Source organism: Planktotalea sp. (assembly GCF_050633725.1).
GTDB lineage: Bacteria > Pseudomonadota > Alphaproteobacteria > Rhodobacterales > Rhodobacteraceae > Planktotalea.
The window spans coordinates 232,158-245,935 of the sequence record NZ_JBOEHB010000012.1; the positions used below are offsets into that span (position 1 = coordinate 232,158).

The window sequence follows — 13,778 nt, forward strand, 5'->3', positions numbered from 1 at the left end:
CGTCATCGCACACGGGGCTTTCGCCCCGCCATTGCTGCAAACCTTGATTAGGTCTGCCAGCAAAGTCCCCCACGGAATCGGTGGCAGCCGATACGTCCGCATTTAAGATAACTCAAAATGGCACAATTTGCCACTTTTTTGTCTCATTCCAGAAGAAACAATCCACGCAAATTGTTTCCGTCAATGCGCTGCGACCCCAGTCATAGGATCGTTTACGACAACATCCCAAACGATCTGTTGCAGTCTGTCCGTTAGCGCATCTGAAGACACTGTAAACAAACGATTTTCATCAAACAAATCGACTTCATTCGGCAAGCCTTTTGGCCTTTGTTGATAGAGCACGGCATAGTGCGTCAGAGCGGAAATATAGTTACCTAAATGATCCACATGAATTGGATCCAAAGCCCCGTCTTCATCCCGTGCAAAAAGGTCTTCGACGCTTTTCAACTCCGGCATCTCTCCCGCTTCAATTTGGCGCGCGATTTCAGCAAAAACCTGTCCAACAGGAATCACGTAAATTGGCAAAGGCGTAGCATCATAAGCTAACGCGGGCCGCAGAATACCATCTTCCCAATAACGTTCTCGATCCTTTTCCAGTCGTGTCCGCCATCCTTCAGGATGGTTTACTTCGTGCCACGTTTCATAAAGATAAATGCGTGTATCGGGCCGACCTTCTCGGGCAAGAGTAGCAAATTTGTGCAAATACTCCGCGCTATCAAAATACTCGATCGCATCTTTGATTTCGACCATTTCGGTGAGCACAAAGGCGTCATACTCGCCGCTCTTCAACGCGGCTTTGACATCTCGGTAACGCGCATGATCGTTTTCCTTTTCGAAACCAAAAATTTCTTCGGCCGGCTCCCAATGAGACTTCAATGGAGTGCCCCAACCGATCTGGCTTTCAAACTGATGCTCTACCCCACGAGATTGGGCCAATTGCTCAAGCATTTTAGGCATATTTCGATTAACCAAAGAGTGACCGAGATGAAATACGTGCAGCCCCTGTTTTGACGCTTTCAAAGGCGCTTCATATAGCGCTTCGAACTGATCTCGCGGCAAAGGGTCTGGCGTGCAACGCACCAAGCCACATGCCGACAGCAAAAGCAAAAGCGCACTGGAGCCCAGAAAACGCCGTTTGCACAAAACACGCCGCATTTTTTCTAAAAGTCGAGATATCAAGCGATGTCTCCTTCGAGTTTACAAAATGAGATGACATGGCCAGAAACACGTAGCGTTGGAACATGAAAATGCATACCGGCAGTAAACCGTCCAAAACTACGTGTGAGTTCCAGCCTATCCAAACCAACACGTTTGGCATCATGAAAACCCATCCAAAGACCTGTCAGTGGAAATAGCATTTTGAATAACGCTTCCTTCTTGCTGAAAATAGCAATCGCGTCTTCTGCGCTCGCATCAAACTCATCACTATGAAGAATGCTCGAATGCAGCTCTGACCTTAGCGGCAGGTCGGGTTCAGCATCAATGCCGATTGCTTGAACGTTGCCTTGTCGCGCGATCGCCGCGATGCAAATTTCATCGCTATGAGTAATCGAGCCGCAAAAGCCATCGGGCCAAACCGGAGCGCGTTTTTCACCAACTGAGATAGAGCAATTATCAAGCCCAAATTGACTAAGCACTTCGCGTGCAGCATCCCGCCCCGCGCTGAATTCATTTTTCCGCTTGGGTATCGCGTGCGCAACTGACGTCTTTTCTACATCGTGCAACGGGTAACTTTTGCTGGGATTGCGCACCGCAAATCCAACCTCCTTGGGAAGCCACATCTCGAGGGAAGTGAGCAAGCTCATTTACCCAAACGCGCAGCACGCATTGCACGTCGCTTTGCCATCGCATCTGCACGATTTCCTGCACGCAGATTAGGTTGGGGCGAAGAAACGGGCGCAGCTGCGGCAACTTCGACCTTAGAAGCCTGACCACCGCTCGCGGCGACGCGCTCCGCTAAAGCGGACAATACTGGAAAACGGAAAATATCCGTTATCGAAATCTTCGCGCCCGTTTTGTCGCGAATTTCACGATGCGCTTGAACGGCCAACAATGAGTGCCCACCGATGTCGAAGAAATTGTCACTCGGCGATACGTTTTGAGTGCCCAAAATCGCACTCCAAATCGCTGAAAGCTGCGATGTAATATCGCCTGTATCGTTCGCATTAGGTGCGGCCGCAACCGAAGCAACCGTTTGAGGTGTTTCCACGGGTTTAGGCGCTGGCAACGCTGCGCGATCCACTTTCTTGTTAGGCGTCAAAGGAAAACGATCCAGAAGCTCAACCGAAGACGGAACCATATGGACCGGCAATTTCGCTTTCATCGCAGCGCGTAAAGCCTTTGCCGACAAATCTCGGCCCGTCACATAGCCTACAAGACGCACATCACCTGGCGTGTCTTCGCGCGCGACAACAACTGCTTGCGTGACGCCCGCTTGCGCTTCCAACGCCGTTTCGATCTCACCAAGTTCGATCCGATATCCACGGAGTTTGATTTGGTTATCAACACGCCCAATGAACTCCAGTTCCCCTTCCGCACTCCAACGCACCAAGTCACCTGTTCGGTACATGCGCCCGCCATCTGGGCTAGGTACAAATCGCTCTTCTGTCAGATCATCGCGCTGCCAATAGCCACGCGTCACACCCGCCCCGCCAATGCACAATTCGCCCTCGGCGCCGATTGGGCAAAGCGCGCCAGCTTCATTCAGCACATAAAACTGCGTATTCGCGATAGGCTGGCCTAACGGTACGGTGCCTTGGTCAGTAGCTGGGCGTGTCGAAGACCAGATTGTTGTCTCTGTCGGTCCATACATATTGGTGATCAACGCACCACTCGCAGCATTCAAATCGCTTACCAAAGTTCCCGGTAGGGCTTCCCCACCAATCATCAGATGTGAAAGGCCAGATAATGCGTCGCGAGATTCATCGTTCATCGAAATCATCCGTGCCATCGACGGCGTGCATTGCAAATGACTAACATTGTGGCGAACCAACTGCGCGGCAATGGAAAAATCGTCTTCAGCAATGCTTTGCGCTGTATTTGAACGCTTTACGATCTCGGCAAGCGGCTTTAGCCCTTCTAGAACCTGCTCGGTTCCAATGCCGTAATCGATTAAACATGCGATTTCACCCACACCGATTTTCTTGAGTGCCTCAACTTTGCTGACACAATCCTGCACAGTTCCAAATAGACCCGAGTCCTCAAAATATCGCAGAAAGGCAAAATCCAAAATGCCCTCGAGCTCTTCTTCCTCTAGTGATCCAAGATCAAGCTGGAAAGCATTGTCCACACCTTCGGGTCGCTTAAACGCGGGGAAGGCCCACGCATATTGCTTGATCAACCCTGCCGCCGAGCGAAGATAGTCTTTCATAGGTTCGCGCGCGACTTCGCGGGCAATTTCGCGTGTTTCAGCAACGAATGTGTGCAGCATCAACGTTACTTTAAAGTCAGCGGGATCGTAGCCCGCTTCGCGCAGAGCAGCATGATAAATCGTGATTTTGCCTGCGACCTCGTCAATGCTTTGGCCGAGCAAGTGGGTCAAAACATGAGCCCCGATGCGTCCCGCTTCTTTCCATGTTTCAGGATTGCCCGCGGTTGTTACCCAGATTGGCACCTCTTTGCTAACCGGACGCGGTTGCGTGACGACACCGTGCAATGTGCCATCGGCCTTTGGAAACTCCACGGCTTCCCCGCGCCAAAGTTTGCGCACAGTCTCAATGGTTTCGAGCATAGCAGGCTTGTTGTTTGGCGGCGTGTTTTCAGGCCGCAAAACAAAGTCATCTGGTTGCCAACCCGAAGCCATAGCCAAGCCAGCGCGCCCATTCGTAAGATTGTCGATCACCGCCCATTCTTCAGCGATGCGCGCTGGATGGTGCAGCGGCGCAACGCAAGAACCAGAGCGCACTCCAATATTCTGCGTTACCGCCGCAACAGCTGCGCCAGTCACTGAAGGATTAGGATAAGGGCCACCAAACGCATGAAAATGCCGCTCTGGCGTCCAAACTGCGCAAAATCCGTTTTGATCCGCGAATTTCGCACCTTCTAGCAGCAGTTCATATTTCTTTTCGCCTGCCCCGTCGTCGTTACCCCAATAATAGATCGAGAAATCCATTTCAGCGTTTGAGCCCATGACAGGGCCATTGGACAGAACCGCGCGGCTTTCATCCGACGTCACAACCAATTTGAAGCCACGTGTGAGCGTATAGAAAAGCTCAAGCACCGAAATGTCGAAATTCAACGAAGTCACCGCCAGCCATGTTCCAGCGGGATCGTGATGCAGACGCTCATCCATACCAACAAAGAAATTGTTCAGGTTTCGATGCTCGATCATCACGCCCTTTGGGCGCCCAGTAGAGCCAGACGTGAAAATCAGATAGGCGAGGTTCTCAGGCCCAGCGAGTGGGGCAAGGTTCTCTGTGCTTGCATCGGCCAAACGTGGATCTGCATCAAGCAGCAAAAGTTGCGCTTTGTTCTCTGGCAACGTCTCTGAAATCGCTTCTTGGGTGACAATGACGGGTAGGTCCGCATCTTCAAGATATCCTTTGATCCGATGATCAGGATAGGCTGGATCGAGCGGAACATAAGCACCGCCCGCTTTCATGATCGCAAGCGCGCCAACCAGCATATCTAGCGAGCGGGACGTATAAAGCCCCACCAGCGTATCCGCGCCAACGCCCATTTCCCGAAGCACATGAGCTGCTTGGTTTGCTACAGCGTTTAGCTCGGCGTAGCTAAGCGTTTTGTCCTCCACGACCACTGCTGTTTGGTCTGGTGTTTTTGCAGCCTGTGCCTCGAACAGTTGTGGCAAACAATCTGTGTCAAATTCAGTTGCAGTATCATTCCAAGAGGCCAGCAGCTTTGCCTCACTGTCAGGAATAGCCGCGATCTTGCCGGGTGCCACGCCGTCTTTCAGGTGCTCAGCAATATGTACAAGACGGGCAGCAAGCAATTTTGCGCCCTGCGCACTAAGGCGTGCCGCATTGTAATGTAAATTAGCGCCAATCAACGTCACGGCGGTTCCGTCAATAGGTTGATCTTCAGAAATACCGATTGGAGGGGGGGACAGCTCATTCAGCGTTGCGTCACGCACAAGCAAATCACAAGCAAACCCGCCTTTTTTAAGTAGTTTTTCGCGCTCGTTAATGTCACGCAAAGGCACCCAATTTGACAGCAACCGCGTGTCAGATGGCATGCCAAGTGCTATGTCACATTCCGCTCCCGTCATTTGTTCTGCGAGCACGAGCATCGCTTGATCCAGCAACTCGGCATTGCCAGAAGACACCTTCAGACTATGCCAACTGTGTTCATCGCCCGCGCGCTCAAGCGGCAGCTCGCACGCCGCCATCGACGCCAGTCGCTTGCGCCAGAACGCATCTACCTTAGCCGCTTGACCAAGTTGTGCAGCGCAATCAGAGGAAAGAACAAAAGGCACAACGACATCGCCAACCGAAACCTTCGCCAAGTCACCGGACGAGATCGTCAAACGCAAAGCGCCGTCAGGAAAGGCTACTGTGAGACTGTCCAACTCTCGCGCTAGAATTTCGCCCGCGCGTCCCTTTTGGGTCTCTTCAGTAGAGACGCCGCTGATATGCAATATGACATCGCCAACGCGAAGTTTTGCTGTGCATAGAGGGTTCCAATATGGCCCGTGATCAAGCGCATGAATTACGCGAAGAGCCTCTTCACGCGAACGTGTAACGTCTAGGAGACCATGATCGCTTGGGCGTTGAGCCAAGGCAAAATAGCTGCGTTTCGAGAGGTCTTGCTCAAGTGCGTTATCCGCATTGGCTTCGATCGCATCCATTACTTGAGCAAAGCTCTGGACCCCAGCTTCGAAGCATCGTGAGTTAAGCGTAAAAGCAGTATCGGTGGGGCGGATATCAAATATCTCTTGCGCCAAGATACGCCCTTCGTCGACCCCGCCCTCGATCAAGTGCCACGTGATTCCGTGCTGTGTCTCACCGTTAAGCAACGACCAAACAGGGGCATTTAGTCCTGCGTATTTCGGCAGCGGGCCATCATGAAAGTTCACCGCGCCTTTACTTGCCAACTCAATCAAAGGCGCGGGCAGAATCTCCAAATTCGCGACCGAGAAAATCCAATCCACCGAACCGCCAAGGCGTACAATAAGATCGCTACCAAACCCAAGAACATCTACGCCTTCACCAGCAGCCCATTTGCGCACATCTGCACTATGAGTCACCACTGCGCGCAGATCATAGCCTCGCGCACGTAGTTGGCGGCCGGCTTCAATCGTCAGGCTTTCCGAACCAATAAGAATAACGCTTAGGGGGGCACTCATCTAAGTCTCTCCAACACTCATCAAATCACTTAATTTCGAAACGCTCGGGCGTCGACGCGGACGGGTCAAATCACGCATGTCATGCACAATGAGATCGCGTAGAAATCTATCAGGATCGGCTTGGGGTTTGCCTTGCAACACACGCCGAGCGCGCCACAGTAAACCGCCAATCACATGCGCTTTCACAGCAACAACCGCATAGAGCCAGCCGTGATTTTTGCGGAAATAGTGCGCGCGCGAGTTAAACCAGTATTGCGGCATGCGCGCCCATGTTTTCATACCCGTCGAAACCGAGCCAATATGCGTCACTTCGCTTTCGCGCACAAAAACTGTTGGCCAACCAGCAAGCTTGGCGCGCCGACACAAGTCGGTTTCTTCAAAATATAGAAAAAACGTTTCATCAAAGAGACCTATATCTTCCAGCACCTCGCGGCGCATCATCAGGCTCGCGCCTGCGAGCCAATCGACAGTACGCGTGTGATCAGGAACGTCGATAGGTACGCGCTTGTTACGCAACGCCCGCGAGATCGGACCGAAGCGCGCCGCGCCTTCAAGTTCGGATGCAATCGACGGAAATCGAAAGGTCGTCAGGTGAGGCTCGCCATCGGGGCCGTGAATGTAACTGCCCGCAAATCCAACACTTGGGTTCGCTTCCAGATAGCTCACAAGCGCAGACACGCTTCCCTTGTCAGGAAACGCATCGGAATTCAGCACGTAGAAATAGTCGGGCATCGATCCATCAGAAAGACCAAGGCGCAACCCGATATTATTGCCTGCACCAAATCCACCGTTATGCGGTGAAAGCACGACGCGCACGCGTTTCCAATCGTTTCGCGCAACGTGGTCCTGTAGGACCTCGAATGAACCGTCACCCGACGCATTATCAACAATGACAATCTCACCGTCGAGATCAGCCATTTCGCGCAAAGCGGCCTCTGCGGAGCGAAGCGTCATCTCGGCAGTTTTGTAGTTCAGAATGATGGTCAAAATGCTTGGCATATCATTCTGCCGCCATTTTCTTGGGCGTTGGCGCTGGGGCATTGGTTGCTTCTTCAATCGCCTCTTTCATCCGTGCCGCAAGCACCCTTACATTCGGTTCGAGCACCATACTATCGTGATCACCTGGAACCTCTGTCACCTGCACGTTTGGCGCATGTTGCGTCCAATCATTATCATGCAAAATATATGCGCGCTCTGAGTTAACCCGCTTCCCTTGAGAAACGTTCCAATGGCCAACCAACGGGGGTCGATAGAGTTGCAAGTTACCGTTCCAAGCGCGCACTTCATAAGATGCGACCGCTTCGAGGAAGGCGGCTTCAATGTAGGCGTTGTGGAACTGATGCGCTTGAACCTGAGTGTCTTCGGGTGCGCGTCTCTTAGAAATTTCCCACGCGACCCGGCGCGCGATCCAACGGAACGGATAAAGTACGCCACCACGCTTTAACTCGGCTGCCTGAATATACAGCCTGTCAATAAACTCCAAAGGACGACGCATCGGCAGAGGCGTATCAAGCAGAACAATCAGATTGATTTGCTCGCCCTCAGCCTCTAGCTGCCGGGCCATTTCATAGGCTGTTATACCGCCACCCGAAAATCCACCAAGCATGTAGGGACCTTCGGGTTGAACCTCTCGCAGCTCTGCAATGTAATCGCGTGCGGCGTCTTCAATGGAGCGGTGTGGCTCTTGATCCCCGTAGAGACCCCGCGCTTGCAGTCCGTAAAACGGTCGATCCGCGCCAAGCAGATGAGCAAGATGGCGCAAATTGAGAACATTGCCAAACATACCAGCGACAAGGAAAAACGGTTGTTTTTGACCAGCGGCGCCTTCGTGCATTGGAACAATGTGGGTAAAGCGGCGCTCTGGTGATTTTGCACTCACCTCGCCTGCATCGCCATCTTGCGGGCCAATCTGAGCCTCGATCAAGGAGGCAATCTTTCGAATGCTCGGAGCCTCGAACAGGATCGAGATTGGAAACTCGATGCGATAGGCTTTCTTGATCTGCGCGAACAAGCGCACGGCAATCAACGAATGCCCACCCAAGTCAAAAAAGCTGTCATCAACACCTACATCGGAAACACCAAGTAGATCTTGCCAGATTCTAGCGAGCATGCGTTCTACTTCGGTCTCGGGTGCTACATAATCGCTATCTAAATCGGGGCGTTCAAATCCCTCGCTAGTCTCAGATTGCGCAGTATCAAGGCTGGCTTGTGCTTTTAGCGCGTCTAGATCAAGCGATGATACTGTCACCTGCGGTACCTTCATCGCCATAACCCGCGCGAAGGCGTCGGCACCCTCATCTGGCCGAATACCCTGACTAATATTGTGATAAAGTCGCTCTTCAATAGCGGAAAGCGGTTGAGCCATTCCATTATCTTCGAACTCGATCTCGTTGAGATGCGGTGCGGGCGCTCGGCCAAGACTGGATAGATCATCAAGCCGTTTGATTGAGAACCCATCTATTTCAGCGCAGACCGCGCCATCGGGGCTGCAAAGCGTCAGATCAAAGCGCACGGCCTCGCCTTCCCTGCGAACAGACCGCACAACGGAGACAATTTTCGACGGAAGGTCTCTAAAAATACGGATATCCGCATAGCTTAGAGGCACCCAAAGATGCTCGCCCTTATATCCATCTATGAGCTCCATCGCCCAGCCAGTCGCGAGATCCAAAAGCGCGGGATGCAGCCCAAAACCCACGTCCTGAGACGCTTCACTCGGCAGAGCAAGATCAGCAATTCCGCGTCCATCCCCGAGTGCTCTGGATTGCAAAACGCGCCAACGTGGGCCGAATGCAAGATGGGTTTCTTGTGGGGAAACCAGCGTTTCACCTGCTTTGGCGAGTGTTGCCTCTGGCAAGTCAGCACGGAGTTTTTCCAACTCTAAAGGCTTCGGTTCATTCGGTTTGTTCAACACCAAACTCGCTTGCGCATTGCGTTGCCAAGCGGGCTTACCTTGGAACTCAAGTTCACTCAGAACTTCCATCTCGAAACCCGCATCACTTGTTGTGAGGCGAACGCGCATTCTTCGAGCGTCTCCTTCGGTCACATCCAATGGTCGCAAGAAATAAAGGTCGCGGATACTGTAAGCGTCGAAAATGCCCAGCGCGCGCAAGGCTTCCTGCGCCAGCTCCAGATAACCTGTGCCGGGCATCAAGATTGTCCCGTCTATGGTGCGATGTTCAGAAAGAACCCAATGGGTCGTAGCGGATAATTCGGTCTCAAAGACATGCCGCCCTTCAGCGTCCGCTGAAAGCGTATCAAGCATCGGTTGAGCGACCTGCTGTTTCGGAAACGGTTTCACCTCACCAAGTCGCGCGGCCATAGCATCAGCAGCCATGCCAACTCCCGACCAAATACCCCAACCCAGCGCGATAACCTGCGTTTTACCGCCCGTTCGCGCATTCGCATATGCGTTGAGAAAATCATTCGCCGCAACATAGTCAATTTGACCTGCGGGTGCTGTCACGGTTGAAGAAGATGAAAAGAGAACAAGCCAATCGAGCGCGCCGTCTTCCCAAGTTTTTCCAATCACTTGGGTGCCGTGTATTTTAGGAGTAAAGACAGCTTCGACCGATCCCGCAGCTTTCGCCAAGATCGGTGCGTCATCAATGACGCCTGCGGCATGAATAACTCCCGTAACAATGCCAAATTTTGCTTCGGCCTCTTCGCGAATGCGGCGCATATCTTGTACGTTACACACATCGCCTGAAAGGCAGAGAATGTCGCCACCAAGCGCTTCCAGTTCTTGAACCGCTTCCACATACCCAGCAACAGGATCGGCGGGTGGAAGCTTGGCCCAATTTGCGCGTTCAGGCAGTTCCTTGCGTGAAACAAGCACAATACGAGCGCCAAATCGGGTCACAAAATCCCGCGCGAGGCTTAGCCCGATGCCACCAAATCCGCCCGTTATTAAAACGGTATCCCCTTTTTGAAGGCTCCAAGGTTGCGCGGATTCAGGTAGTGGACGGGCTTGCGTGGTCTGCACATAGCGCACTCCAGCGCGCAATGCTGCAATGCTATTCTGAGAAGGGCTCAAAAGCTCTTCAAGCAAAGGCGTAGACAGATCGCTTTCTAAGGCGGGCTGTTGGAAAAACCTTTTAGGTTTTGGGGACGGCGCAGAAATATCAAGCCATGAGACCGTGATACCCGGAAATTCTGCAGGTATGACTTTCGCAGGACCACTGAGCGTCCCTTTTTCAGGATAGCGCCCTGTCTCACCTGCCAAGCTATGAGCATCTGAAGACACCACAGAAATATGCAACGGGGTTGGCAGCCCCTCACCACTGATCGCTTGAGCAAGGAACATCAAGGAATAGAACCCTTGCTCCTGATTGCGATGGAAAAAGCTGGATCCGGGACGATAATTCTCTTCGCGGGTGACAGACCAGAAGTGGGCGATATGTTCGGGCGTCCGTCCAGCAGCGACCAGATCGCCAATCAGACGATCATAGCCTTCGCGCCCATGTTCTGGTGCCAATGCATAGCGGTCCGTGGAAAGCGCAGCATAAGCATCGCCTGTGACGACTTCACTGACAGTGTGCCCCGCGCTGCGTAGGCGCTCGATCAAAGGAAGTGCGACGCCTGCATCATCAACAAAGAACAGCCATGTTTTGGGAGACCCGAGATCACTGAATACATCCAAGCTACATTCGGCGTAACGCTTTTGCCAGTAGGGCACATAACCCCAATCCGTGATGTCATCGCGTCGCATCAAACGAGATTGGGCAGGCGTCGATTGAGGTTCCGTTGCTTCGATAAAATAGGGGTTAGTTTGGAATTGATACCCCGGCAGCACCACCTTATTGCGTGCACTTTCACCCCAAATCTGGGGCCAATCAATTTCCAAGCCGACTGCCCAAAGGCGTCCTAGAACCGCCATGAAGAACGCATCGTCACTTATATCTTGGTCAGGGTGGCGGAGCACATTGATGACCTGGTCGCTTTCAACGTTAACGCATTGCTGCGCAAGAGAACTCAACGCTTTCCCGGGCCCCACTTCAATAAACGCAGGGTTTGGTCTTTCTGCGATATGGGCAATCCCGTCGGCAAAATGAACTGTGCCGCGCAAATGCTGCACCCAGTACTCTGGATCAGTGGCTTGCTCGGGCGTTAATTCAACACCTGTGCTATTGGAGATTATCGGGATGCTAGGCGCGCGAAGATCGAGCGTGCGCAGGTAATCCCCGAAACGAGCCAAAATAGGTTCAAGCATGCGACTATGAGCAGCGATGTCTATTGGAATACGCTGACACTCGATTTCTGCAGTAGCTAATTTAGCCTGCAAGGTATCAAGCGCCTCTTGTGGACCTGAGGCAACAGATAAATCAGGGCCATTGATCGCCGCTAGATCAAGCGTATCACCAAGATAACCTCGTAATTCATCCGCAGGCAAAGAAACACTCAGCATGCCACCTTCGGGTATCGTATCAAACAATTGGCCGCGCAGATGAACGAGGCCAATACACTCCTCAAACGACATCACCCCTGCAAGTGCGGCCGCAGTATTTTCGCCCATTGAATGGCCAATGAGAACACGCGGAGTAACACCCCAGCTTTGTAACAGCTGAGCCAATGCATATTCCACGATCATGATGAGCGGAAGTTGGATGGAAGGCTTTTTCAGCGCTTTGTCCGCCTCGGCGCGCGCTTCGGGTTTTGGCAGCCAAAGCGCACGGATGTCATAATCGAGCCGAGGTTGCAAAATGTCCAAACCTGCGTCAACCCACTCTGCAAACACAGGCTCTGTCTCATACAAATCGCGCGCCATGCCAGCGTACTGCGCCCCCCCGCCCGGGAACATGAACACCGCTTCTGGATTGCTCAGCGCCCGATGAGAGAAGACCTCGCGCGGATCGCTCTTTGTTAACTTGTCGGCAGCTTCTTGAGCTGTTTCCGCAACGATAACGCGTCTTCGCTCAAAGGCTCGGCGACCTTCTTTCAGCGTATAGGCAATATCGGCCAAATCTGCGTCTGGGTTGGCGTTGAGGAACTGGCTGAGAGCGTGGCTGTTTGCATCTAGCGCCGCTTTGTTGCGCCCTGAGATTGCCAAGATATGAAAAGGCCAATCGGATGGTTCGGACTCAGCGCGCTCTGGTGCTTCTTCTACAACGGCATGCGCATTAGTTCCGCCAACTCCAAGCGAATTCACCCCTGCTCGCCGAGGCGTTGAGCGCGACGTCCATTCGGTAAGGGCATCGTTAACGAGGAATGGACTGCTTTCGAAATCAATCGCTGGGTTGGGCGCTTCATAGCCAATGCTTGGCGGCATTTGCTTGTGGTGCAAAGACAGGGCGGTTTTGATCAGTGACGCGGCACCTGCCGCAGTATCCAAATGACCGATATTGGTTTTCACAGACCCGATGCGGCAAAAGCCGTTCTGGTCCGTCGTTTCGCGAAATGCTTCAGTCAGTGCCGCGACTTCGATTGGATCGCCCAGATAAGTGCCCGTTCCGTGGCATTCTATGTAGTCAATCGTATCACCGGAAACGCCAGCTATCGCCTGCGCTTCGGCAATGGCGGCAGCTTGTCCACCGACCGAAGGTGCCAAATATCCAGCCTTGTCAGAGCCATCGTTATTGATCGCAGTGCCTTTGATAACGGCCCAAATATGATCACGATCTGCAATCGCATCTTCTAGGCGGCGCAGGACCAATGCCCCAGCGCCAGAGCCGAAAACAGTACCTTGCGCACGATGATCAAAGGCATGGCATTGCCCATCTGGGGACAAAATTTCATTCTCTTTAAAAAGATACCCCTGCCCTTGCGGAAGATCGATCGTCACCCCACCCGCAATCGCCATATCGACTTCACCATTCAGCAGCGCGGCAGAAGCATAGTGAACACCAACCAGAGAGGTAGAACAGGCAGTTTGAACCGAGACGGACGGCCCTCGCAGATCAAGGAAATGGCTAAGCCGAGTGCTCAGAAAATCCTTGTCGTTTCCGGTGTGGCGCAACAGGAACATGCCCGTGTTCTCAACCAATTCGCGATTTGAGCAAATGTTAAAATAGAAGTAGCTGCCCATGCCGCAACCTGCGTAAACCCCTATGGGGCCTTCGAAATTCTCAGGCATGTGACCCGCGTTTTCCAAGGCATGCCATGAAACCTCGAGAAATTTTCGATGTTGCGGGTCCATAATTGCCGCTTCTTTCGGGCTAAGCCCGAAGAAATCAGCGTCAAATTCAGTATATCCTTCTAGGTTCGCAGCGAATGGAACGTAGTTCGGATCAGAGAGAGTTGATGGATCAACGCCCGACGCCAGCATCTCTTCTTCGGACAAGCGACGAATGGCCGATGTGCCACTGCGCAACATGTCCCAATAGGCGTCAAGCCCAAGCGCACCCGGCAATTGCGCGGCCATACCGACGATAGCAATATCGCCAGAAATATCAGTTTCAAAATTGCTGGCTTCAGACATACAACCACTCAAACATCACAGATCAAGCCAGATTATCACGCAGAAATGCGGATTTTTTGAGGC

5 protein-coding genes are annotated in these 13,778 nt (G+C 52.7%); all 5 read right to left on the minus strand.

Annotation, left to right across the window (positions count from 1 at the left end):
* Positions 1-180: 180 nt before the first annotated feature.
* From ACRBCU_RS12140 to ACRBCU_RS12160, 5 genes are read right to left on the minus strand one after another with little or no spacing between them, the layout of a single operon-like run.
* The gene (locus ACRBCU_RS12140; protein ID WP_431365654.1) at positions 181-1,179 is read right to left on the minus strand and encodes a hypothetical protein; all 999 of its coding nucleotides are present in this window, start codon (positions 1,177-1,179) and stop codon (positions 181-183) included.
* Positions 1,176-1,805, minus strand: a complete 630-nt coding sequence (locus ACRBCU_RS12145) for a 4'-phosphopantetheinyl transferase family protein (RefSeq protein WP_431365655.1) — start codon at positions 1,803-1,805, stop codon at positions 1,176-1,178. The genes ACRBCU_RS12140 and ACRBCU_RS12145 overlap by 4 nt, the downstream gene beginning before the upstream one ends.
* Positions 1,802-6,301: a MupA/Atu3671 family FMN-dependent luciferase-like monooxygenase gene (locus ACRBCU_RS12150; protein WP_431365656.1), complete on the minus strand. Its 4,500-nt coding sequence runs from the start codon at positions 6,299-6,301 to the stop codon at positions 1,802-1,804. Before ACRBCU_RS12150 ends, ACRBCU_RS12145 begins: the two co-directional genes overlap by 4 nt.
* On the minus strand, positions 6,302-7,342 hold the full coding sequence (locus ACRBCU_RS12155) for a glycosyltransferase family 2 protein (RefSeq protein WP_431365657.1): 1,041 nt from the start codon (positions 7,340-7,342) through the stop codon (positions 6,302-6,304).
* Positions 7,302-13,715: a type I polyketide synthase gene (locus tag ACRBCU_RS12160; RefSeq protein ID WP_431365658.1), complete on the minus strand. Its 6,414-nt coding sequence runs from the start codon at positions 13,713-13,715 to the stop codon at positions 7,302-7,304. The genes ACRBCU_RS12155 and ACRBCU_RS12160 overlap by 41 nt, the downstream gene beginning before the upstream one ends.
* Between the last annotated feature and the right edge of the window lie 63 nt (positions 13,716-13,778).

Coding starts and splice junctions, on each gene's coding strand:
- ACRBCU_RS12145 (WP_431365655.1), bottom strand. CDS start 1,805: ATGAGCTTGCTCACTTCCCTCGAGATGTGGCTTCCCAAGGAGGTTGGA.
- ACRBCU_RS12150 (WP_431365656.1), bottom strand. CDS start 6,301: ATGAGTGCCCCCCTAAGCGTTATTCTTATTGGTTCGGAAAGCCTGACG.
- ACRBCU_RS12155 (WP_431365657.1), bottom strand. CDS start 7,342: ATGCCCCAGCGCCAACGCCCAAGAAAATGGCGGCAGAATGATATGCCA.
- ACRBCU_RS12160 (WP_431365658.1), bottom strand. CDS start 13,715: ATGTCTGAAGCCAGCAATTTTGAAACTGATATTTCTGGCGATATTGCT.